We start from the raw sequence: 21,605 nt of genomic DNA, 5'->3' as shown, positions 1-21,605 counted from the left end.
CGGTCTCAAGCCCCTCCCGTGCGGTCGTGACCGCGGGCGGGCCGCGGTGTGACCCGGAGGGTCACGAGGGGAGCGGCACGACCAGGCGGATCCGGGTGCCGTCGGGCAGCACCGCCCAGCGGCCGTCGGGCTCGTCGGCGAACGTCGGCATGATCGGGCTCAGCGGTGCCGGCGGCGAGCCGGCCAGCGCCGACGCGACGTCGGGGAACGCGGCGAGCTGGTCGAGGGTGTGGATCGTCGGCGGCAGCATCGGCCGCGTGCCGGCGCGCATCTCGGCCAGCGCTCCCGCGGGCGTCAGCCAGCTCGCCTCGTCCGCCTCGCCGGAGACGTCCCGGGCCTCCTGCCCGGCCGGCAGGGCCGCGGCGAAGAAGCGGGTGTCGTAGCGCCGCGTCTCCTGTGGCGGGGTGATCCAGTGGGCGAAGGGCCGCAGCAGGTCCGAGCGCAGCGCCAGCCCGCGGGCGGCCAGCAGCTCGGCGAGCGACAGCTCCCGCGTCAGCAGCGCCTGCCGCTGCGCCTCCCACTCCTCACCGGAGACGTCGGGGACGACGTCCGGCCCGTCCGACCCGGCGGGCGCCCCGGCCAGCAGGACGCCGGCCTCCTCGAACGTCTCGCGGACGGCCGCGCAGACCAGCTCGCGGGCGACGCGCTCGTCGCAGCCCAGCGAGTCGGCCCACACGGCCGGCCGCGGCCCCACCCACGCGACGTCGGTGTCGCCGTCGCGCGGGTCGACGCCACCGCCGGGGTAGGCGGTCATCCCGCCGGCGAAGGGCATGCCCCTCGTGCGGCGGAGCAGGTGGACCTCGAGACCCGCCGCGCCGTCGCGCAGCAGCAGGACCGTCGCCGCCGGCCGGACCGCCGTCACCGCAGTTCGACGGTGAGCTCGACCTCGACGGGAGCGCCCAGCGGCAGCTCGGCGACGCCGACGGCGCTGCGGGCGTGCCGGCCGGCCTCGCCGAACACCTTGCCGAGCAGCTCGCTGGCGCCGTTGACCACCCGCGGCTGGCCGGTGAAGCCCTCGGCGCTGGCCACGTAGCCGACCACGCGCACCACGCGGGCCACCGAGTCCAGGCCGACCAGCTCGTCGACGGCGGCCAGCGCGTTGAGCGCGCACAGCTTGGCGTCTGCGGCGGCGTCCTCCGGGTCGACCGAGCCGCCGACCTTGCCGGTGCGCCGCAGCCCGCCGTCGACGAAGGGCAGCTGGCCGGAGGTGAAGACCAGCTGCCCGCTGCGCACGGCCGGCACGTAGGAGGCGACCGGCGCCGCCACCGGGGGCAGCCGGATGCCGAGCTCGGCCAGCCGCGCCTTCCAGCTCTGCGTCGGCGTGCCCTGCGTCTGGGTCATCGCGTCGGCCTCAGTCGACGGGGCGCTTGAGGTAGGCGACCGGCTGCGCGGCGCCGTTCGGACCGGGCAGGACGGTGACCAGCTCCCAGCCGTCGACGCCCCAGGAGTCCAGGATCGCCTTGGTGTTGTGGATCAGCAGCGGGATGGTCGCGTACTCCCAGCGGCGGCGGGCCGGTTCGCTCATGGGGGACGACGCTAGCGCAGGTCCTCGGCTCCGTCCCGGGTCCCGCCCCGAGCTCGCGAGGGGTGGGCAGGACGGGGTCCGCATAGGCTGGTCGGGGTGAGCCCCCAGCCCCTCCCCGTGCGCTGCCACGTCGTGACCGGCAAGGGCGGGACCGGCAAGACGACCGTCGCCGCCGCCCTGGCCCTCGCCCTGGCCGCCGAGGGACACACCGTCCTGCTGGTCGAGTGCGAGGGCCGCCAGGGCATCGCCCAGCTGTTCGACACGCCCCCTCTGCCCTACGAGGAGCGCCGGGTCGCGGTCACCCGCAACGGCGGCGAGCTGCGGGCCCTGGCGATCGACGTCGAGGAGGCCCTGCTCGAGTACCTCGAGATGTTCTACAACCTCCGGCGGGCCGGCCGGGCGCTGCGCAAGATGGGCGCGGTCGACTTCGCCACCACCATCGCCCCGGGCCTGCGCGACGTGCTGATCACCGGGAAGATCAAGGAGGCGGTCACCCGCCGCAAGGACGGCCGTCCGGTCTACGACGCCGTCGTCGTCGACGCCCCGCCGACCGGGCGGATCACCCGGTTCCTCAACGTCACCGGCGAGATGGCCGGCCTGGCCCGCTCCGGGCCGATCAAGACCCAGAGCGACGGCGTCATGGCGGTGCTGCGCTCCCCGCAGACGGCGGTGCACCTGGTCACCCTGCTCGAGGACATGCCGGTGCAGGAGACCGCCGACGCCATCGCCGAGCTCACCGCGGTGGGCCTGCCGGTGGGCTCGGTCGTCGTCAACATGGCCACCGAGCCGGTGCTGCCGTCCGCGAGCCTGGCCCGGGCCGCCGAGGGCCGGCTCACCGGTGCCGACCTCGCGCCGGGACTGACCGCGGCCGGGCTCCCGGGCGACGGCGCCCTCGCCGACGCGCTGGCCGCCGAGGCCGTCGAGCACGCCCGGCGGTGGGCCGCCCAGGACGCGCTGCGCACCCGGGTGGAGGCCCTGGGACGGCCGACGGTGGAGCTGCCGCTGCTGACCGCACCGATCGACCTCGGCTGCCTGTTCGAGCTGGCCGGCCGCCTCGAGGACCACCTCGGTGCGGAGGTGGCGGCATGAGCGCCGCGGAGGAGACGCCCGGGACGCCGTCGCGGCCGGCCCGGACCGCTCGACCGGCGACCGACCGGCTCGCCCCGCCCCTGGACCTCGCGGCGCTGGTCGCCGACCCCGACACCCGGATCATCGTCTGCTGCGGCTCCGGCGGCGTCGGCAAGACGACGACGTCGGCCGCGCTCGCGCTGGCCGCCGCGGAGGCCGGCCGCCGGGTCGTCGTCCTCACCATCGACCCCGCCCGCCGGCTGGCCCAGTCGCTCGGGCTGGTCGAGCTGGACAACGAGCCGCGGCCGGTCGACGTCCCGGGGGTCCCGGGCGAGCTGCACGCGATGATGCTGGACATGAAGCGCACGTTCGACGACATCGTCGTGGCGCACTCGACCGCGGAGCGGGCCGAGCAGATCCTGGAGAACCCCTTCTACCAGACCCTCTCCTCGTCCTTCGCCGGGACGCAGGAGTACATGGCGATGGAGAAGCTGGGACAGCTGCGGGCCGGCGACGAGTGGGACCTCATCGTCGTCGACACCCCGCCGTCCCGGTCGGCGCTGGACTTCCTCGACGCCCCGAACCGGATGAGCCGCTTCCTCGACGGCACGATGATCCGGCTGCTGACCGCCCCCGCCCGGGCCGGCGGCCGGGCCGGGTTCAAGTTCGCCAGCGCCGGCTTCATGATCTTCACCCGGATCATCTCCAAGATCCTGGGCGGGCAGCTGCTGCGCGACATCTCCGCCTTCGTGGCCGCGCTGGACACGATGTTCGGCGGCTTCCGCGAGCGGGCCACGGCCACCTACGAGCTGCTGCGCAAGCCGGGGACCTGGTTCGTCGTCGTCGCGACGCCGGAGCCCGACGCGCTGCGGGAGGCCTCCTACTTCGTCGACCGGCTCTCCGCCGAGGGGATGCCGCTGGCCGGGCTGGTGCTCAACCGCACGCACCCGCCGGCGAGCACGACCCTGTCGGCCACCCGCGCCGAGGCCGCCGCCGAGGCGGTCGACGACGGGGACGCGGTCGCGGCCCTGGCCGCCGGCGTGCTGCGGGTGCACGCCGAGCGGATGACCCTCGCCACCCGCGAGCAGCGGCTGGCCGACCGGTTCACCAGCGCCCACCCCGAGGTGGCGATCCGGACCGTCCCCGCCGCGGCCGGCGACGTCCACGACCTCGACGGCCTGCGGACCATGGGCGAGGCCCTCACCGGTGCGGACGACGACACGCCGACCGGCGTGCCGCGCGCCCGGGTGCTGCCCGCGCGCCGCGCCTGAGACGGGACCCGCCGCCGGAACGCGCCGTACATTGGCGGGTGATGTCGACTCCCGCCCGCACCAGGGTCCTGGTCAAGCTCGCCACGCTGATCGTCGTGGCCGGCGCGCTCGTCGCCGCCCTCGCGCTGCCCGTCGTCGGCGGGGCCGGCGTCGTCGCGAGGAACTCCGCCACGCTGCTCGACGCGCTGCCGGTGGAGCTCACCGACGCCACGCCGGCGGGCAACTCCCGGGTGCTGGCGGCGGACGGGTCGCTGATCACCAGCTTCTACGCGAACAACCGCACCGTGGTGACGTCGGACCAGATCGCCGACGTCATGAAGCAGGCGCTGGTCGACATCGAGGACTCGCGCTTCTACCAGCACAACGGCCTGGACGTGCAGGGCACGCTGCGCGCCGCGGTGACCAACGTCGCCGCCGGGTCCGTGCAGGAGGGTGGCTCGACGCTCACCCAGCAGCTGGTCAAGCAGACCCTGCTGGAGACGGCCGACACCGCTGAGGACCGGCAGGCGGCGACCGAGCAGGACATCGGCCGCAAGCTGCGCGAGGCGCGCCTCGCCCTCGCCCTCGAGGAGACCTACGACAAGGACGAGATCCTCACCCGGTACCTCAACATCGTGTACTTCGGGCAGGGCGCCTACGGCATCCAGGCCGCCGCGCAGAAGTACTTCAGCGTCGACGCCGCCGACCTCACCCTCCCGCAGGCGGCGATGCTCGCCGGGCTGGTGCAGAGCCCGGCCAACGACGACCCGATCACCAACCCGGAGAACGCGCAGAACCGGCGCAACCAGGTGCTGCAGCGGATGTCCGACCTCGGCCACGTCACCGAGGCCGAGCTCGCCGAGATCTCCGGCCAGCCGGTGCAGGTGGCCCCCAGCCCCAACGCACCCAACGGCTGCATCGACGCCACGGTCGGCGGCTTCTTCTGCGCCTACGTCGCCGGGTACCTCACCGGCACGCTCGGCATCAGTCAGGAGCAGCTCGACGACGGCGGCCTGACCATCCAGACGACGCTCGACGCGCAGCTGCAGACCCTCGGCGACCAGGCGGTGCTCACCACCCTGCCGATGGGCGACCCGCTGGCCGGGATGTTCACCGCGATCGCGCCCGGCACCGGCCACGTGCTCGCGATGAGCGTGAACCGGCAGTACGGCTGCGCCGACCCGCAGTGCGAGTCGGTCGTGCTCAACACGGTCGCCAGCAAGGGCGCCGGGTCCACCTACAAGGTCTTCACCGCCGCGGCCGCGCTCGAGGCAGGCCTCCCGGCCAGCACCGTGATCAGCACCCCGGGCAACCGGTACACCTCGCGGGTCTACACGAACGGCAGCCAGCCCTACAGCGTCGAGAACGTCGGCAACTACCCCGACACCCTCGACATGGTGGGGGCCCTGGTCCGCTCCTCGAACACCTACTTCCTGGCGCTGGAGGACCGGCTCGGCAGCGTCGAGGGCCCGGTCCGCATGGCCGAGCGCATGGGCATGAACTTCGACCAGCCCAACCAGACCCCGGCCGACCGGATCATCGCCGAGAACCGGGGGTCGTTCACCCTCGGCGCCGAGGCCACCAGCCCGCTGGACCTGGCCAACGCCTACGCCACCCTGGGCGCCCAGGGGACCCAGTGCGACCCGGTCCCGGTGCTGCAGGTGCTCGACCGCAACGGCGAGCCGCTCACCGGCGACGACGGACGGCCGCTGGTCACCGGCGACAACTGCACGCCGAACTCGATCCCGGCCAACATCGCCAACACGCTGGCCAACATCCTCGTCGGCGACACCGCCAGCCCCGAGGGCACCGGCACCCGGGCGGCCATCCCGGGCCACCAGATCGCCGGCAAGACCGGCACCTCGCAGGGCCGGGACTCGGTGGCCTTCGTCGGCGTCATGCCCGAGTACGCGGTCAGCGTCATGGTCTTCAACCCCAAGACCCAGCAGGACGTCGGCGGCTACGGCGGCAACATGCCGGCGACGATCTTCCGGGACGCGATGACGCCCTACCTCGCCGACAAGCCCACCGCGGCCTTCCCGCCGGCCGACCCGGCCCTCCTGGGCCAGAACCAGCCCCCGCCCCCGCCCGCGCCCGTGGACGGCCCGGCCCCGGCCACCGGGGACGCGGACGGCCCGCCGGCCAACCCCGGCACCTGGGGCGGCAACCGCGGCGGGGGCGGCGGCCGGGGCAACTGAGCAAGGACCCGCTGCCCCCCACTGCTCGCGACCTCGCAGCGGTCCCCCTGCAGCGCGGCCCCGTCCCGGGTCCCGCCCCGAGCGTGGGAGGACGGGGTCCTTCGTCAGCCCAGCTGGCGGCGGACCTCCGCGGCCACGCGGGCACCCTCGGCCCGGCCGGCGACCTCGGCGTTGGCCGCGCCCATGACCCGGCCCATGTCCTTCATGCCGGTGGCGCCGGTCCGCGTGATCACGTCGGCGACCAGGGCGGCGAGGTCGGCGTCCTCGAGCTGCGCCGGCAGGTAGCCGGCCACGACCTCGCCCTCGGCCCGCTCCCGGTCGGCCTGCTCGGACCGGCCGGCTCCCGCGAAGGCCTCGGCCGCCTCCCGGCGGCGCTTGGCCTCCCGCCGCAGCACCGCGAGCACCTCGTCGTCGCTCAGCTCACGGGCCTCCTTGCCGGCGACCTCCTCCGCGCTGACCGCGGCGAGCACCATGCGCAGGGTGGCGGTGCGCAGCTCGTCCCGGGACTTCATCGCGGTGGTCAGGTCGGCGCGCAGCTGATCCTTGAGGGCGGACACGGCCCCAGCCTGGCACGGCCGCTGCCGCCCCGGACGCCCGGTGGCGCACCCCCGCGCCCGTAGGCTCCCGGACCGTGCGCTGGTACACCTTGCCCTCGGCCGCCGTCGCGGCGGGCACCGCGACGCTGGGCTACGCCTCGCTCTACGAGCGGACCCGCTGGACGCTGCGCCGCTTCGACGTCCCCGTGCTGGCCCCCGGCTCCGCGCCGCTGACCGTCCTGCACCTGTCCGACCTGCACATGACCGCCGGTCAGCGGTCCAAGCAGGAGTGGGTGGCCTCGCTGGCCGCACTGGAGCCCGACCTCGTCGTCGACACCGGCGACAACCTGGCCGGAGCCGACGCCGTCGGCCCGACGCTGCGCGCGCTGGACCCGCTGCTGGACCTCCCCGGCGCCTTCGTCACCGCCTCCAACGACTACTTCGCGCCGCGGCCGAAGAACCCGTTCGCGTACTTCACCCGCACCGACAAGCGGGTGCACGGCGAGGAGCTCCCGTGGCGCGACCTGCGCGACGGGATGACCGCCCGCGGCTGGCTCGACCTGACCAACGCCACGGGCGAGCTCACCGTGGCCGGCCGGCGGATCTCCTTCGCCGGCGTCGACGACTCGCACCTCCGGCGGGACCGCTACGACCTCGTCGAGGGCCCGGCCGACCCCACCGCCGACCTCCGGATCGGGCTGGCCCACTCCCCCGAGCCGCGGGTGCTCGACCGGTTCGCCGCCGACGGCCACGAGCTGCTGCTGTGCGGGCACACCCACGGCGGGCAGCTGCGGGTGCCGTTCTACGGCGCGCTGGTGACCAACTGCGGCATCGACCGGGCGCGCGCCCGCTGGCTGCACCGCTGGGCGCCGCCGGCGCCCGGCCGGCCCGCCGGCACCTGGCTGCACGTCTCGGCCGGGCTCGGGACCAGCCCGTACGCGCCCGCCCGGTTCGCCTGCCCGCCCGAGGCGACGCTGCTGACCCTCACCGCCCGGGAGCCGTGACGGAGGACCCCTCTGCCCCCACCGTCGGAGGGCCCTGCAGAAGGGCCGCGGGGAGCGGGACGGTACAGTGGTCGCCGCACGCCTCGGGGTGTGGCGCAGCTTGGTAGCGCGCGTCGTTCGGGACGACGAGGCCGCAGGTTCAAATCCTGTCACCCCGACCCACTGCCCAGGGGCCGCCGGAAGGCGGCCCCTGGGTCGTTCCGGGGGCGGGATCGTCCGTCTCCGGTTGGGGAGCCCGTGCGGCGGGCACCGGGGACCTGATGACCGAGTGGTTGCTCCTCCTCGCCGCCGTGGTGCTGACCGCACTCACCGGCTTCTTCGTCGCCGCCGAGTTCTCCCTCACCACCGTGGACCGGGGGCGCGCCGAGGAGGCCGCCCGCGCCGGTGACAGGGGAGCCGGCGGCGTGGTGACCGCGCTGCGGTCGCTCTCCACCCAGCTCTCGGCCGCCCAGCTGGGCATCACGCTGACCACCCTGGTGGTCGGTTACCTCGCCGAGCCGGCCCTGGGTGAGCTGCTGCGCGGCCCGCTGGAGGCGGTGGGCGTCTCCGGCGGCGCGGCCACCGCGGTCTCCTACGGCCTGGCCCTGGCGCTGGCCACGACGCTGCAGATGCTGCTCGGGGAGCTGGGGCCCAAGAACCTCGCGATCGCCAACCCGCTCGGCGTGGCCACGTTCGTGGCGCCGGGCATGCGGGCGTTCACCGCGGTCACGGGCGTCGTCGTGAACAACCTGCAGCGGCTGGCCAACGCGATCGTGCGCCGGCTGGGCTTCGAGCCGCGCGAGGAGCTCGACTCCGCCCGCGGCGCCGACGAGCTGGCCGCCGTCGCCCGCCGCTCGGCCGAGGAGGGCGACCTCTCCCCCGTCGCCGCCCGGCTGCTGGAGCGTTCGCTGAAGCTGCGGCACAAGTACGCCACCGACGTCATGACGCCGCGCACCCGGCTGTGGACGCTGCGGGCCAGCGCCACGGCCGCCGACGTCCTCGCCGCGGCCACCGAGTCGGGCAACTCCCGCTTCCCCGTGTACGGCTCCGACCTCGACGAGGTCACCGGCGTGGTGCACGTCAAGCGCGCCGTCGCCGTCCCCGAGGGCGAGCGCTCCCGCCGCACGGCCGGGGAGCTGGCCGACCCGGTGCTCGCCGTCCCGTCGTCGCTGCGGCTCGAGCGGCTGATGGACCTGCTGCGCGAGCAGGGCCTGCAGATCGCGCTGGTCGTCGACGAGTGGGGCGCCACGCACGGCGTGGTGACGCTGGAGGACATCGTCGAGGAGCTGGTCGGTGAGATCACCGACGAGACCGACCGGCCGCTGCGCACACTGCGCCAGGTCGACGACGGCCGGTGGGTGCTCTCCGGGCTGCTGCGCCCCGACGAGGTGCTCGAGCGCACCGGCATCCCGGTGCCCGAGGGCCGCTACGAGACGCTGGCCGGGTACCTCGCCGAGCAGCTGCAGCGGCTGCCCGAGGCCGGCGACACGGTGGAGCTCGACGGCGCGCGGCTCACCGTCGAGTCGCTCGACGGCCGGCGGGTCGCCCGCGTGCGGGCCGAGCGGACGGTGGTGGTGCCGTCGGGCGCCACGGCGTCCCGGGTCCGCGCCGAGCGGGAGGTCGCGGCATGAGCGACGCCGTCAGCCTGCTGGTGCTGGTGGCGCTGCTGCTGGGCAACGCGTTCTTCGTCGCGGCGGAGTTCGCGCTGGTGTCGGCCCGGGTCGACCAGCTCGAGCCGCGCGCGGACGCCGGCAACGCGCGGGCGAAGAAGACCCTCGCCGCCATGCGCAACGTCTCGCAGATGATGGCCGGCGCGCAGCTGGGCATCACGCTGTGCTCGCTGGGCCTCGGCGCCGTCGGCGAACCCGCCGTCGCCCACCTCATCGAGGCGCCCATGGCCGCCCTCGGCGTCCCCGAGGCGCTGCTGCACCCCATCGCCCTGGTCATCGCGCTGTCGATCGTCACCGTGCTGCACATGGTGCTCGGCGAGATGGTGCCCAAGAACATCACCATCGCCGGGCCCGACCGCGCGGCGCTGGCCCTCGGCCCGCCGCTGGCCACCTTCACCCGGCTGCTCCGCCCGGTGATCTGGTTCTTCAACACGATCGCCAACGCCTTCGTGCGGCTCTTCGGCGTCACGCCCACCGACGAGGTGGCCGCCAGCTTCGACGAGACCGAGATCAGCTCGATGGTCACCCAGTCGCAGCAGGAGGGGTTGCTGGGCAGCGAGGTCGGCCAGCTGGCCGCCGGTGCCCTGACCTTCGAGCAGCACACCGTCGAGGACGTCCTGCTGCCGATGGACGGCGTGGTCACGGTGCCGCGCTCGACCACGCCGCGGCAGCTGGAGGCCGTCGTCGCCGAGCACGGCTTCAGCCGCTACCCGGTCCAGGGCGAGGACGGCGCGCTGCTGGGCTTCGTGCACGTCAAGGACGTGCTGGGCATCGACGCCGAGGGACGCGAACGGCCCGTCCCCGACGAGCACGTCACCCCGCTGGTGCCGTTGGCACCGGGCAGCACGCTGCCCGAGGTCCTCGCCGAGATGCGGGCCCAGGGCGCGCACCTCGGCGGCGTGGTGGCCGACCGGCGGACCGTGGGCCTGGTGGCCCTGGAGGACGTCCTCGAGCTGCTCATCGGCGACGTGCGCGACGCCGCGGCCGAGCACACGCGGGTGCTGGCCGACCGGGCTGCCCGCGCCGGCCGGGCCGGGTACCCGGCGGGCGCCGGCGCCGGGGGACGATGAGCCGGCGAGGGAGCGTGCGACCTCGCCCGACGACACCGCAGTGCCGCACGAGTGCGGCGCCGAGCGCCAGCGAGGAGTCCGCATGAGTGCCGAGACCACCGCGCCCGTCCTCCCGCCCGACGTCACCGCCCGGTGGCAGGCCCGCTTCCGCGCACCCCGGGTCAGCCTGCCCGACTGGGCGCTGCACGCCCCGCACCGCAGCCTGTACTCCTCCGACGTGAGCGGCGTGGTCGAGCAGTACGCCTGGGACCGCACGACCGACGTGCACCGCCAGGTCACCGACCGGGCCAACGGCACCCTGATCAGCACGATCAGCCCGGACGGCGAGACGATCTGGTGGTTCGCCGACACCGACGGCGACGAGTTCGGCGTCTGGATGGTGCAGCCGTTCCGCGGCGGTGCGGACCGGGTCGCCGTCCCGGAGGTCGGGCCGGCCTACCCCGCCGGGCTGGAGATCGGCGCCTCGGTCGTCGCGGTCGGCCGCTCCACCGACGACGGCAGCGAGCTGTGGCTGGTCCCCTCCGGCGGGACGCCGAGGGTGGTCTACCGGCACGAGGACCCGGCCTCGGTGGACGCGCTCACCCTCGACGACGAGCTGCTGGTGATCTCGCACTCCGAGCACGGCGACCCGCGCTACCCGGCACTGCGGGTGCTGCGCACCGACGACGACTCCGTGGTGGCGGAGAAGTGGGACGGCGAGGGCCGCGGCCTGCACGCGCTGGAGTTCGCGCCGCTGCCCGGCGACCGGCGGCTGCTGGTGGGCCACGAGCGGCGCGGCCGGGAGGAGCTGCTGGTCTGGGACGTCACGACGGGCACCGAGACCGAGATCGTGCTCGACCTGCCCGGGGACGTAACCGCCGGCTGGTACCCCGACGGTTCGGCGCTGCTGGTCGGCCACGACCACGCCGCCCGCAGCGAGCTCTACCGCTACGACCTCGGCAGCGGGGCGCTGGAGCGGCTGGACACCCCGCGCGGCGTCGTCCGCGGGGCCACCGCCCGCCCCGACGGCACGGTGGAGCTCGCCTGGTCCTCCTCGCAGGAACCGCCGGTGGTCCGCCGCGCCGACGGGCCGGTGGTGCTGGCCGCGCCCGGCGAGGAGCCGCCCGCGGCCTTCCCGGTCGAGGACCGCTGGGTGCCCGGGCCGGGCGGCGACGTCCACGCGCTGGTCGTGCGCCCGGCGGGGCCGGCGCCGTACGCGACGGCCTTCCTCGTGCACGGCGGCCCGGAGGCGGCCGACGACGACTCCTACCGCGCCCGCCGCGCCGCCTACGTCGACGCCGGGTACGCCGTGGTGCACGTCAACTACCGCGGCTCCAGCGGCTACGGCAGCGCCTGGCGGGACGCGCTCACCGGCCGGCCGGGGCTCACCGAGCTCGAGGACGTCGCCGCGGTGTACGACGCGCTGGTCGAGGAGGGTTTCCTCGACCCGTCGCGGGCGCTGATCTCCGGCGGGTCGTGGGGCGGGTTCCTCACCCTGCTCGGCCTGGGCACCCAGCCGGAGCGCTGGGCCGCGGGGATCGCCGAGGTGCCGGTGGCCGACTACCTGGCCGCCTACGAGGACGAGATGGAGGGCCTGCGGGCCTACGACCGGGCGCTGTTCGGCGGCTCCCCGGACGAGGTGCGCGACGTCTACGTGCGGTCCTCGCCGATCACCTACGTCGAGCAGGTGCGCGCGCCGGTCCTCGTCGTCGCCGGGGCCAACGACCCGCGCTGCCCGATCCGCCAGATCGAGAACTACCTGGGCCGGCTCGAGGAGCTCGGCGCGCCGCACGAGGTGTACCGCTTCGACGCCGGCCACGGCTCGCTGGTCATCGAGGAGACGATCCGCCAGGTGGAGACGGCGCTGTCCTTCGCGCTCCGCCACGTCGCACCGTGAGCCGGGCGGGCAGCGCGGCGACGACGGCGAGGGTCACCAGCAGGTAGAGGTCCTCGACGACGATCCCGCGCACGCCGGCGTCGTGGTGGTGGCCGGTCAGGGCGAAGGCGAACCAGATCGACGACGAGGCGAGCACCAGCGTCGTGACGGCCGCCAGCGACCCGGCCAGGACGCGCGAGCGGTCCCGCCACCACCGCGGGGTGCCCGGCGCGGACGGGGCGCCTGCGGCGAGGTCGACGAGCACCACCAGCGCCGGCACCAGCCAGACGAAGTGGTGCGACCAGGAGACGGGGCTGACCAGGCAGGCGGCCAGCCCGGTCAGCGCGACGCCGGCCAGGTCGTCCCCGGCGCGGGCCGCCCGCACGGCGCGGGTCAGCACCAGCGCCAGGACACCGACGGCCAGGACCAGCCAGACCGCTCTCGGGGGCTCGCCGGGGTCGGCGAGGCGGGCCAGCGCACCGAGCAGCGACTGGTTGGAGGTCTTGTCCAGGCGGCCGACCCGCTCGGTCTCCCACAGCGTCTGGGTCCAGAACCGCCACGACGTCGCCGGCGCCACGGCTGCGGCCAGCAGGGTCGCCCCCGCGGCGGTGGACACCGCGACCCCGGCCGCGCGCCGTCGGCCGGTGAGCAGCAGGTAGACCACGAACAGGCCGGGGGTCAGCTTCACCGCCGCGGCCAGCCCGATGCCGACGCCCGCCCACCGGGAACCGCGCCGGAGGGCGGCGACGTCGGCCAGGACGAGCGCGGCCAGGAACAGGTTGACCTGGCCGAAGCCCATCGTCTCCCGGACCGGCTCGAGGACGAACAGCGCGGGGACGGCGACCACCCAGGCGAACGGCAGCGGCCACCCGTGCCGCCGGGCCACCGGGACCACCAGCCAGCGCGTCAGCCCGGCCAGGACGGCGACGTTGAGCAGCGTGTGCGCGCTCGCCACGGCCCAGAACGGCAGCGCGGCCATCGGGACGACCAGGAGCGCGGCGAACGGCGGGTAGGTGAAGCCGTAGGGGCTGCGGCCGTAGGTGAAGTCGTACAGCGGCCGCCCGTCGAGCCACCACACGACGGCGCCGCGGTAGACGCGCAGGTCGAAGAAGTCGTGCCAGGGGTCGTTGGGCACCACCGTCGACACCCCGGCGACGACCGCGGACAGCAGCAGGACGACCGCGACCTGCCCGGCGACCCGGGCACGGCCGGCCGGGAGCGGGGTCCTGCCGCCCACCGGAGCCGGCCGCCCTCGGCGCCCTAGCGACCCCGCTCCAGCAGCAGCTCGGCGATCTGGACGGTGTTGAGGGCCGCCCCCTTGCGCAGGTTGTCGTTGCTGACGAACAGCGCGAGGCCGCGGCCGCCGTCGACGCCGTCGTCCTGCCGGATGCGGCCGACGTAGCTCGGGTCCTGCCCGGCGGCCTGCAGCGGGGTCGGGACGTCGGTGAGCTGCACGCCGGGCGCGGTCGAGAGCAGCTCGGTGGCGCGCTCGACGCTGATCGGCCGGTCGAACTCGACGTTGAGCGACAGCGAGTGCCCCGTGAAGACCGGCACGCGCACGCAGGTGCCCGACACCCGCAGGTCGGGGATGCCGAGGATCTTGCGGCTCTCGTTGCGGAGCTTCTGCTCCTCGTCGGTCTCGAACGAGCCGTCGTCGACGACCGAGCCGGCCATCGGCAGCACGTTGAACGCGATCGGCGCGACGTACTTCTGCGGCTCGGGGAAGGTCACCGCGGCGCCGTCGTGGGTGAGCTCGGCAGCCTTGTCGACGACGGCCCGCACCTGCCCGTCGAGCTCGTCGACGCCGGCCAGCCCGCTGCCGGAGACCGCCTGGTAGGTGCTGGCCACGATGCGGACGAGCCCGGCGTGCGCGTGCAGGGGCTGCAGCACCGGCATCGCGGCCATGGTGGTGCAGTTCGGGTTGGCGATGATCCCCTTGGGGACGTGGGCCAGGGCCTGCGGGTTGACCTCGCTGACGACCAGCGGGACGTCGGGGTCGCGGCGCCAGGCGGAGCTGTTGTCGATGACGGTCACCCCGGCCGCGGCGAAACGCGGGGCCTGCGCGCGCGAGGTCGAGGCACCGGCCGAGAAGATCGCGATGTCCAGGCCGGTGGGGTCGGCCGTGGCGGCGTCCTCGACGGTGATCTCGCCGCCGGCCCACGGCAGGGTGCTGCCGGCGGAGCGGGCGCTGGCGAAGAAGCGCAGCTCGGCCAGCGGGAAGCGCCGCTCGGCGAGCAGCCGCCGCACGACGGCGCCGACCTGGCCGGTCGCGCCGACGACCCCGACCCGCAGGCCGTCGCCGTTCCAGGTGCTGGGGGTGCTCATCGTCCAGTCCCTCCGTAGACGACCGCCTGCTCGTCGGCGGTGCCGAGGTCGAAGGCGTCGTGGACCGCGCGGACGGCGACGTCCACGTCGGTGTCGCGGCACACCACGGAGATGCGGATCTCCGAGGTGCTGATCAGCTCCAGGTTGACCCCGGCGTCGGCCAGCGAGCCGAAGAAGCGGGCCGACACGCCGGGGTGCGAGCGCATGCCGGCGCCGACCAGGCTCACCTTGCCGATGTGCTGGTCGAAGCGGACGTCGCTGTAGCCGACGGTGTGCTTGACCCCCTCCAGCGCGGCGATGGCCGCCGGGCCGTCGCTCTTGGGCAGCGTGAAGGAGATGTCGGCGAGCTTGCTGGCCTCGGCGGACACGTTCTGCACGATCATGTCGATGTTGATCTCCGCGTCGGCGAGGACCCGGAAGATCCGCGCGGCCTCGCCCGGCCGGTCCGGGACGCCGTAGACGGTGATCTTGCCCTCGCTGCGGTCGTGCGCGACGCCGGTGATGATCGCCTGTTCCACGCTGAGGTCCTCCATCGAGCCGGTCACCACGGTGCCGGGGAGCTGTGAGTAGGAGCTGCGGACGTGCACGGGGATGCCGTAGCGGCGGGCGTACTCGACACACCGGAGCACCAGCACCTTCGCCCCGGAGGCGGCCAGCTCGAGCATCTCCTCGTAGGTGACCGTCTCCAGGCGCCGGGCGTTGGGGACGATCCGCGGGTCGGCGGTGAAGACGCCGTCGACGTCGGTGTAGATCTCGCAGACGTCGGCCCGCAGCGCCGCGGCCACGGCGACGGCGGTGGTGTCGGAGCCGCCGCGGCCGAGCGTGGTGATGTCCTTGGTGTCCTGGCTGACGCCCTGGAACCCGGCGACGATGACGATCGAGCCCTCGTCGAGCGCCGAGCGCAGGCGGCCGGGCGTGACGTCGATGATCCGCGCCCTGCCGTGGCTGGAGGTGGTGATCACCCCCGCCTGCGAGCCGGTGAACGACCGGGCCTCGTAGCCGTGCGTGCTGATCGCGATGGCCAGCAGCGCCATGGAGATGCGCTCGCCGGCGGTGAGCAGCACGTCGAGCTCGCGGCCGGGCGGGTCGTCGGTGATCTGGCTGGCCTGGTCGAGCAGCTCGTCGGTGGTGTCGCCCATCGCGGAGACGACCACGACGACGTCGTTGCCGGCCTTCTTCTCCGCGACGATGCGCTCGGCCACGCGCTTGATGTGGGCGGCGGAGGCCACGGAGGAGCCACCGTACTTCTGCACGACGAGGGCCACGGGTCCACAGGCTACCGATGCGGGCGGGCGGCGCCCGACTCCCCGTCCGTGTGCACCCCCGTTGCGCCCCTCCGCCCCGGCACGATGTGATCGCCGGGTGACCGCTCCCGAGGACTGGCTGCTCAGTGCCGAGGAGCGGGGGAACCCGGCCACGGACCTGCCGGCGTGGACCGAGGGCAACCTCGCCATCCCCCTGGTGCACGGGACCACCTACTTCGACCGCCTGGTCGAGGTGGTCGAGCAGCTCGACGAGGACGACCACCTGTTCTTCACCGACTGGCGCGGCGACCCCGACGAGGAGCTGCGCCCCGGCGGGCCGACGGTGGCCCAGCTGTTCACCGAGGCGGTCCGCCGCGGGGTGACCGTGCGCGGGCTGGTCTGGCGCTCGCACGTGGACTGGCTGTCGTTCAGCGCGCGGGAGAACCGGGCGCTCGACCGCGAGGTGGAGGACGGCGGCGGCCTGGTGGTGCTCGACCAGCGGGTCCGACGCGGGGGCAGCCACCACCAGAAGCTCGTCGTCTGCCGGCACGACCAGGACTCCACGAAGGACGTCGCCTTCGTCGGCGGCATCGACCTGTGCCACAGCCGGCGCGACGACGCCGACCACCGCGGCGACCCGCAGACGCTGCCGATGTCCTCGGCCTACGGGCCCACCCCGCCGTGGCACGACGTCCAGCTGGAGATCCGCGGACCGGCCGTGGCGGCGGTGGACACGGTCTTCCGGGAGCGGTGGGACGACCCGACCGACCCCGACTCCGGCAACCCGATCGCGCACGTCCTCGACCGGCTGCGGCACGGCCGGGTGGACGCCGACCCGCTGCCGCCACAACTGCCACCCCCGCCGCCGGCCGGGCCGCACCTGGTGCAGAACCTGCGGACCTACCCCGCCATCCGGCCGCCCTACGACTTCGCCCCGGACGGCGAGCGCTCGATCGCCCGCGGCTACAGCAAGGCGATCAGGCGGGCGCGCCGGCTGGTGTACCTCGAGGACCAGTACATGTGGTCGGCCGACGTCGCCCGCCTGTTCGCCGAGGCGCTGGCCGGGTACGACGACCTGCACCTGGTGGTCGTGGTCCCGCGGGTGCCCGACCAGGAGGGCGCGATCGCCGAGCGGCCGCAGTACGTCGGGCGGTGGGAGGCGATCGAGGCGTGCCGGCGGGCCGGCCGCGACCGGGTGCACGTCTACGACGTCGAGAACCACGAGGCAACGCCGGTGTACATGCACGCGAAGGTGTGCGTGGTCGACGACGTGTGGGCCAGCGTGGGCAGCGACAACTTCAACCGGCGCTCGTGGACCCACGACAGCGAGCTCTCCAGCGCCGTCCTCGACACCACCCTCGACCCCCGGGAGCCGCGCGACCCGGCCGGCACCGGCGACGGCGCGCGCACCTTCGCCCGCGACCTGCGGCTGCAGCTGGCCCGCGAGCACACCGACCGGGCCGCCGACGGCAGCGAGGACGCCGACCTGGTCGACCCCGCGGCGTTCGTCGCCACGCTCGACGCCGCGGCCGACGCGCTCGACGCCTGGCACGACGGCGGCCGCGTCGGCCCGCGCCCCCGCGGCCGGCTGCGCCACCACCGGCCCGAGCGCCTGTCGCTGCCGACCCGGCTGTGGGCCACGCCGGTCTACCGCCTGGTCGACGACCCCGACGGCCGCCCCCTGCGCCTCCGCCGCCGCGGCGACTTCTGAGCCCGCCGCCCGCCGCCGCTCCTGCGTCCCGCTCCCCGCCCGCGGACACCCGGCAGGTACACCTCCGGCGTCCTCGTGCTCTGCCCCCGATACGGACCAGAGCACGAGGTCGCACAACCCCTAGCACCCTCGACCCCTCGTGCTCTGGTCCGGACCGTGGGCAGAGCACGACCGTCCCCAGGGTGGTGAGGGGCCGTGCGGCAGGTCGATCTACGGCCACGCCGGCCGCGTGGCCGAGTTCGAGCTGTCCGGGATCCTGCGGCGCATCCGCCGCACGGCCGACGTGTCGCAGCGGGAACTGGCCGAGCGCAGCGGCCTGTCCAAGACGGCGATCGCCACGGCCGAGGCGGGCACGCGCGGACTCGACGCCCGGAACCTGGCCCGCGCCGCGGCCGTCGCCGGGCTCCGGCTCGCGCTGCTGGACGGCGACGGCGTGGAGATCGTCCCCATGGACGGCGACGCCGTCCGGGACGACGGCGGCCGGCGCTTCCCCGCCCACCTCGACACACGGCACGGCGACGACGGCTGGTGGCACGGTCCGCACCGCTACGACCGCCCACCGGTCACCTACACGTTCACGCGTGACCGGGGCACCAGGGACCGCCTCCGTCGGGCGCGAGGGGGCACCCCCGCCGACCACCAGCAGCCGCGCCCCGGCGACACGCCGGCCGAGCGGGCCGCGGCGCGGCGGGCGGCGGCCCGCCGGGCTCGTGTCGAGGAGCTCGAGCGCCGCCGCTCAGCGGGACGCCGGCCGATCGACGACCTCCGCTGCACCTGCCCGCCGGCCTGCGACGAGTTCCTGCTCGACGAGGAGCCACCCCGGCCCGGGGAACGGCCGCGGCACGCCGCGGACTGCCCGTGTGGCTGCGACGCCGGCTGACCCGCTGCTACCGTGATGACCGTGCGCGGCAGCCTCCTGCTTACCCGCCGCGGCGAGGCCCTCTCCTAGGTCGGCCCCCTCGCCGCGGAGATCCTGCCGTGTGTTCGGGTGCGTCCCCGGCGCCTGCTGACCGCCCCCAGGAGCGACAGTCCAGCCCGCGCCAGAGGAGTCGAGTCCCCGTGAGCACCCCGCAGCACCCGCACGCCCGCAACCCCCAGCGTCCCTCGCGCATGCCGATCCACCGCTACGCCCCCTTCCAGCAGATCGACCTGCCCGACCGCACCTGGCCGGCGAAGGTCACCACCGCGGCCCCGCGCTGGTGCGCCGTCGACCTGCGCGACGGCAACCAGGCCCTCATCGACCCGATGACCCCCGACCGCAAGCGGCGGATGTTCGAGCTGCTGGTCCGGATGGGCTACAAGGAGATCGAGGTCGGCTTCCCCGCGGCCAGCCAGACCGACTTCGACTTCATCCGCCAGCTGGTCGAGGACGACCTGGTACCCGACGACGTCACCGTCCAGGTGCTCACCCAGGCCCGCGACGAGCTGATCGAGCGCACCTTCGAGTCCCTGCGCGGCGCCCGGCAGGCGATCGTGCACCTGTACAACTCGACCAGCACCCTGCAGCGGCGCGTGGTCTTCGGCTCCGACCGCGCCGGCATCGTCGACATCGCCGTCCACGGCGCGCAGCTGGTGCGCAAGCTGGCCGAGCAGATGGGCGACACCGAGATCCGCTACCAGTACAGCCCGGAGTCCTTCACCGGCACCGAGCTGGACTTCGCCGTCGAGATCTGCAACGCGGTCACCGACGTCTGGGAGCCGACCCCCGACCGGCCGACCGTCCTCAACCTGCCCGCGACCGTCGAGATGGCCGAGCCCACCGTCTACGCCGACCAGATCGAGTGGATGCACCGCAACCTGGGCCGCCGCGACGCCGTCGTCCTGTCCCTGCACCCGCACAACGACCGCGGCACCGCCGTCGCCGCCGCCGAGCTGGGCCACCGTGCCGGCGCCGACCGCATCGAGGGCTGCCTGTTCGGCAACGGCGAGCGCACCGGCAACGTGGACCTGGTCACGCTGGGCCTGAACCTGTTCAGCCAGGGCATCGACCCGCAGATCGACTTCTCCGACATCGACGAGATCCGCCGCACCGTCGAGTACTGCAACCAGCTGGGCGTGCACGAGCGGCACCCCTACGGCGGCGACCTGGTCTACACCGCCTTCTCGGGCTCGCACCAGGACGCGATCAACAAGGGCTTCGCGGCGCTGGCCGCCGACGCGCAGGCCGCCGGCAGGACCGTCGACGAGATGCCCTGGGCGGTCCCGTACCTGCCGATCGACCCCAAGGACGTCGGCCGCAGCTACGAGGCGGTCATCCGGGTGAACAGCCAGTCCGGCAAGGGCGGCGTCGCCTACATCATGAAGACCGAGAACCAGCTCGACCTGCCGCGCCGGCTGCAGATCGAGTTCAGCGCGGTCATCCAGCGGCACACCGACGACGAGGGCGGTGAGGTGACCGCCCAGCAGATGTGGGCCGCGTTCAGCAGCGAGTACCTGCCCGACCCGGACACGCCGTGGGGCCGCTTCGCGCTCAGCGGCCACCGGCACACCGCCCACGGCGACCAGGTCGACGAGATGGTGGTCGAGCTGACCGACGAGGGGGTCCCGGTGGTCGTCGAGGGCCGGGGCAACGGCCCGATCGCGGCCTTCGTCGACGCGCTGCGGAGCCTCGACGTCGACGTCCGCGTCCTGGACTACGCCGAGCACGCGCTCTCGGCCGGCGGTGACGCCCGGGCCGCCGCCTACGTCGAGTGCGCCGTGGGCGACCGCGTGCTGTGGGGCGTGGGCATCGACCCGAACATCGTCTCGGCGTCGCTGCGCGCGGTCGTCTCGGCGGTGAACCGGGCCCAGCGGTAGGCCACCGGAGCCCGGCCGGCAGGAGCTCAGCCGGCCGGCCGGGCCTCCGGGTCCTCGGGTGGGGCGTCGCCGGGCTCGTCGCCGTGGTGGCGCACGTCCTGGTGACCGGCACTGCCGAACTCGTCGACCAGCAGCAGGTCCCGGCGCACGTGCCGGCGGCGGTAGGCCACCCGGCTGATCAGGTGCGCGCTCACCGGTGCGGTCAGCAGCTGGAAGGCCGCCACGAGCAGCAGCATCCAGGCGTTGGCCCAGCCGTCGAGCCGGATGGCGGCCCCGACCATGACGAGCAGGACACCGAGCACCTGGGGCTTGGTGCCGGCGTGCATCCGGGACAGCACGTCCGGGAAGCGCACCAGCCCCAGCCCGGCGGTGAGACACAGGACGGCGCCGGCCAGCAGGCAGGCGAAGGCCACGACGTCGGCGAGTGCGGTCACCACCGGCTCTCCCTTACCTCGGCGGCCACCGGCAGGCCGAGGTCCCGGCCGTCCCCGGTGCGCGAGCGCAGCAGCATCCCGCCGACGTAGCGGGCCACCGACACCGAGCCGACGAAGGCCAGCAGCGCCACGACCACCAGCACCGGCACGAGCGTCGGGTCGCGCACCAGCGCGGCGTGGACCGCCAGGCCGGCGGAGATGATCACCAGGAGCGTGTCCGTGGCGACCACCCGGTCCAGCAGCGACGGACCGCGGGCCAGCCGGACGAGGGCGAGCAGCGCTCCCCCGCCGATCAACGCGTACAGCGCCGCGGCGACGAGTGTCACGGCGTCGGCACCCCCTCTCCGGACTGCGCCTCGAGGGCGGCGACGTCGTCGGCCGAGCCGAACGCCCGGACCAGCCGCTCCTCGACCACGAGGACGTGGGCCTTCTTCCGCGCCACGTCGGCCAGGTCGCGCACGGGCAGCAGGTGGAGGGTCATCACCCGCTGCTCCCGGTCCAGGTCCAGCACCAGGGACCCGGGGACGAGCGAGGTCGCCTCGGCGACCATCGTCAGCAGCAGGTCGGAGTCGGCGCGCAACTGGACCTGCACGATCGCGGTGCGGTGCACCCCGCCGGGTCGCAGGGCCTGCCAGGCGACGTCGGCACCGGACACGAACAGGTCGACGACGAAGTGCCCCAGGAAGGCCAGCAGCGGCGCCGGCCGGAGCCGGACCCCGCCGACCACGTGCGGCAGCGGCAGCAGCGTCAGCACGGTCAGGGCGACGAGCAGGCCGGACAGCAGGTTCGCCCACGACCAGGTGCCCCACAGCAGCATCCAGACCACGACCAGCCACACGACCAGCGGGATCTGGTGGCGCAGCCGGGTCGCGGCGGGCTCGACGCTCACGGAGCCTCCTCGCTGGCGCTCGTCGCCTCCGTGAGCGGCGCTGCCGTGCTC

The 21,605-nt window shown here is 74.7% G+C and carries 20 protein-coding genes and 1 tRNA gene; 11 read left to right on the top strand and 10 right to left on the bottom strand.

Annotated elements, in window-relative coordinates; all coding sequences use genetic code 11:
• Positions 1-61 precede the first annotated feature (61 nt).
• The 3 genes from ABQ292_RS08165 to sp36 are packed head-to-tail and all read right to left on the bottom strand — an operon-like array spanning position 62 to position 1,525.
• Positions 62-862, bottom strand: a complete 801-nt coding sequence (locus tag ABQ292_RS08165) for an NUDIX hydrolase (RefSeq protein WP_369205092.1) — start codon at positions 860-862, stop codon at positions 62-64.
• Positions 859-1,341, bottom strand: a complete 483-nt coding sequence (locus ABQ292_RS08160; RefSeq protein ID WP_369205090.1) for a RidA family protein — start codon at positions 1,339-1,341, stop codon at positions 859-861. Before ABQ292_RS08160 ends, ABQ292_RS08165 begins: the two co-directional genes overlap by 4 nt.
• Before the next feature lie 10 nt (positions 1,342-1,351).
• Positions 1,352-1,525 (bottom strand): Sp36 family protein, encoded by a 174-nt coding sequence (sp36, locus tag ABQ292_RS08155; protein ID WP_369205088.1) that lies wholly within the window; start codon positions 1,523-1,525, stop codon positions 1,352-1,354.
• Positions 1,526-1,621: 96 nt separating this feature from the next.
• Here sp36 and bagA point away from each other — a divergent pair, with 96 nt between their 5' ends.
• The 3 genes from bagA to ABQ292_RS08140 are packed head-to-tail and all read left to right on the top strand — an operon-like array spanning position 1,622 to position 6,041.
• Positions 1,622-2,614 carry an ATPase BagA gene (gene bagA, locus ABQ292_RS08150; protein ID WP_369205086.1) on the top strand — a complete coding sequence of 331 codons (993 nt, stop codon included), beginning with the start codon at positions 1,622-1,624 and terminating at the stop codon, positions 2,612-2,614.
• On the top strand, positions 2,611-3,864 hold the full coding sequence (gene bagB / locus ABQ292_RS08145) for an ATPase BagB (protein ID WP_369205084.1): 1,254 nt from the start codon (positions 2,611-2,613) through the stop codon (positions 3,862-3,864). The genes bagA and bagB overlap by 4 nt, the downstream gene beginning before the upstream one ends.
• Positions 3,865-3,905: 41 nt before the next feature.
• A complete protein-coding gene (locus ABQ292_RS08140; protein ID WP_369205082.1) occupies positions 3,906-6,041 on the top strand; it encodes a transglycosylase domain-containing protein in 2,136 nt (711 codons plus the stop codon).
• Positions 6,042-6,145: 104 nt separating this feature from the next.
• On the opposite strand, the gene ABQ292_RS08135 is transcribed toward ABQ292_RS08140, so the two are convergent.
• A complete protein-coding gene (locus tag ABQ292_RS08135) occupies positions 6,146-6,598 on the bottom strand; it encodes a GatB/YqeY domain-containing protein (protein WP_369205080.1) in 453 nt (150 codons plus the stop codon).
• A gap of 74 nt (positions 6,599-6,672) precedes the next feature.
• Here ABQ292_RS08135 and ABQ292_RS08130 point away from each other — a divergent pair, with 74 nt between their 5' ends.
• The 5 genes from ABQ292_RS08130 to ABQ292_RS08110 all read left to right on the top strand — a co-directional run bounded on the left by ABQ292_RS08130 (position 6,673) and on the right by ABQ292_RS08110 (position 12,176).
• A complete protein-coding gene (locus ABQ292_RS08130) occupies positions 6,673-7,581 on the top strand; it encodes a metallophosphoesterase (RefSeq protein WP_369205078.1) in 909 nt (302 codons plus the stop codon).
• An 84-nt stretch (positions 7,582-7,665) separates the two neighbouring features.
• Positions 7,666-7,739 (top strand) — tRNA-Pro (locus ABQ292_RS08125).
• A 102-nt stretch (positions 7,740-7,841) separates the two neighbouring features.
• Positions 7,842-9,191, top strand: a complete 1,350-nt coding sequence (locus ABQ292_RS08120; protein ID WP_369205076.1) for a hemolysin family protein — start codon at positions 7,842-7,844, stop codon at positions 9,189-9,191.
• Positions 9,188-10,300 carry a hemolysin family protein gene (locus ABQ292_RS08115; RefSeq protein WP_369205074.1) on the top strand — a complete coding sequence of 371 codons (1,113 nt, stop codon included), beginning with the start codon at positions 9,188-9,190 and terminating at the stop codon, positions 10,298-10,300. The genes ABQ292_RS08120 and ABQ292_RS08115 overlap by 4 nt, the downstream gene beginning before the upstream one ends.
• An 82-nt stretch (positions 10,301-10,382) precedes the next feature.
• Positions 10,383-12,176, top strand: a complete 1,794-nt coding sequence (locus ABQ292_RS08110; protein ID WP_369205072.1) for a S9 family peptidase — start codon at positions 10,383-10,385, stop codon at positions 12,174-12,176.
• On the opposite strand, the gene ABQ292_RS08105 is transcribed toward ABQ292_RS08110, so the two are convergent.
• From ABQ292_RS08105 to ABQ292_RS08095, 3 genes are read right to left on the bottom strand one after another with little or no spacing between them, the layout of a single operon-like run.
• Positions 12,109-13,392 carry a glycosyltransferase 87 family protein gene (locus ABQ292_RS08105; protein WP_369205070.1) on the bottom strand — a complete coding sequence of 428 codons (1,284 nt, stop codon included), beginning with the start codon at positions 13,390-13,392 and terminating at the stop codon, positions 12,109-12,111. The two genes, ABQ292_RS08110 and ABQ292_RS08105, sit on opposite strands and share 68 nt — an antisense overlap.
• 23 nt (positions 13,393-13,415) lie before the next feature.
• Positions 13,416-14,480: an aspartate-semialdehyde dehydrogenase gene (locus ABQ292_RS08100; protein WP_369205068.1), complete on the bottom strand. Its 1,065-nt coding sequence runs from the start codon at positions 14,478-14,480 to the stop codon at positions 13,416-13,418.
• On the bottom strand, positions 14,477-15,745 hold the full coding sequence (locus tag ABQ292_RS08095) for an aspartate kinase (RefSeq protein WP_369205066.1): 1,269 nt from the start codon (positions 15,743-15,745) through the stop codon (positions 14,477-14,479). The genes ABQ292_RS08100 and ABQ292_RS08095 overlap by 4 nt, the downstream gene beginning before the upstream one ends.
• A gap of 97 nt (positions 15,746-15,842) precedes the next feature.
• Here ABQ292_RS08095 and ABQ292_RS08090 point away from each other — a divergent pair, with 97 nt between their 5' ends.
• From ABQ292_RS08090 to leuA, 3 genes are all read left to right on the top strand, one after another.
• Positions 15,843-17,435: a phospholipase D family protein gene (locus ABQ292_RS08090; RefSeq protein WP_369205064.1), complete on the top strand. Its 1,593-nt coding sequence runs from the start codon at positions 15,843-15,845 to the stop codon at positions 17,433-17,435.
• A 229-nt stretch (positions 17,436-17,664) separates the two neighbouring features.
• Positions 17,665-18,315, top strand: coding sequence for a helix-turn-helix domain-containing protein (locus ABQ292_RS08085; RefSeq protein ID WP_369205062.1), 651 nt, complete (start codon positions 17,665-17,667; stop codon positions 18,313-18,315).
• Positions 18,316-18,494: 179 nt separating this feature from the next.
• Positions 18,495-20,231 (top strand): 2-isopropylmalate synthase, encoded by a 1,737-nt coding sequence (leuA, locus tag ABQ292_RS08080; RefSeq protein ID WP_438940574.1) that lies wholly within the window; start codon positions 18,495-18,497, stop codon positions 20,229-20,231.
• 26 nt (positions 20,232-20,257) lie between these two features.
• Here leuA and mnhG read toward each other — a convergent pair whose 3' ends face one another.
• Genes mnhG through ABQ292_RS08065 form a run of 3 tightly spaced genes read right to left on the bottom strand, consistent with a single transcriptional unit; the run spans position 20,258 to position 21,554 of the window.
• Entirely contained in the window at positions 20,258-20,668 is a 411-nt protein-coding gene (gene mnhG / locus ABQ292_RS08075; protein WP_369205060.1) for a monovalent cation/H(+) antiporter subunit G, read from the bottom strand.
• Positions 20,662-20,991, bottom strand: coding sequence for an MrpF/PhaF family protein (locus tag ABQ292_RS08070; RefSeq protein WP_369205058.1), 330 nt, complete (start codon positions 20,989-20,991; stop codon positions 20,662-20,664). The genes mnhG and ABQ292_RS08070 overlap by 7 nt, the downstream gene beginning before the upstream one ends.
• Positions 20,988-21,554, bottom strand: a complete 567-nt coding sequence (locus tag ABQ292_RS08065; protein WP_369205056.1) for a Na+/H+ antiporter subunit E — start codon at positions 21,552-21,554, stop codon at positions 20,988-20,990. The genes ABQ292_RS08070 and ABQ292_RS08065 overlap by 4 nt, the downstream gene beginning before the upstream one ends.
• Positions 21,555-21,605 lie beyond the last annotated feature (51 nt).

This window comes from Geodermatophilus maliterrae, assembly GCF_041018925.1.
GTDB lineage: Bacteria > Actinomycetota > Actinomycetes > Mycobacteriales > Geodermatophilaceae > Geodermatophilus > Geodermatophilus maliterrae.
The sequence above is the reverse complement of the archived record's forward strand: the minus strand, read 5'-3'. Positions and strand labels throughout refer to the sequence as shown.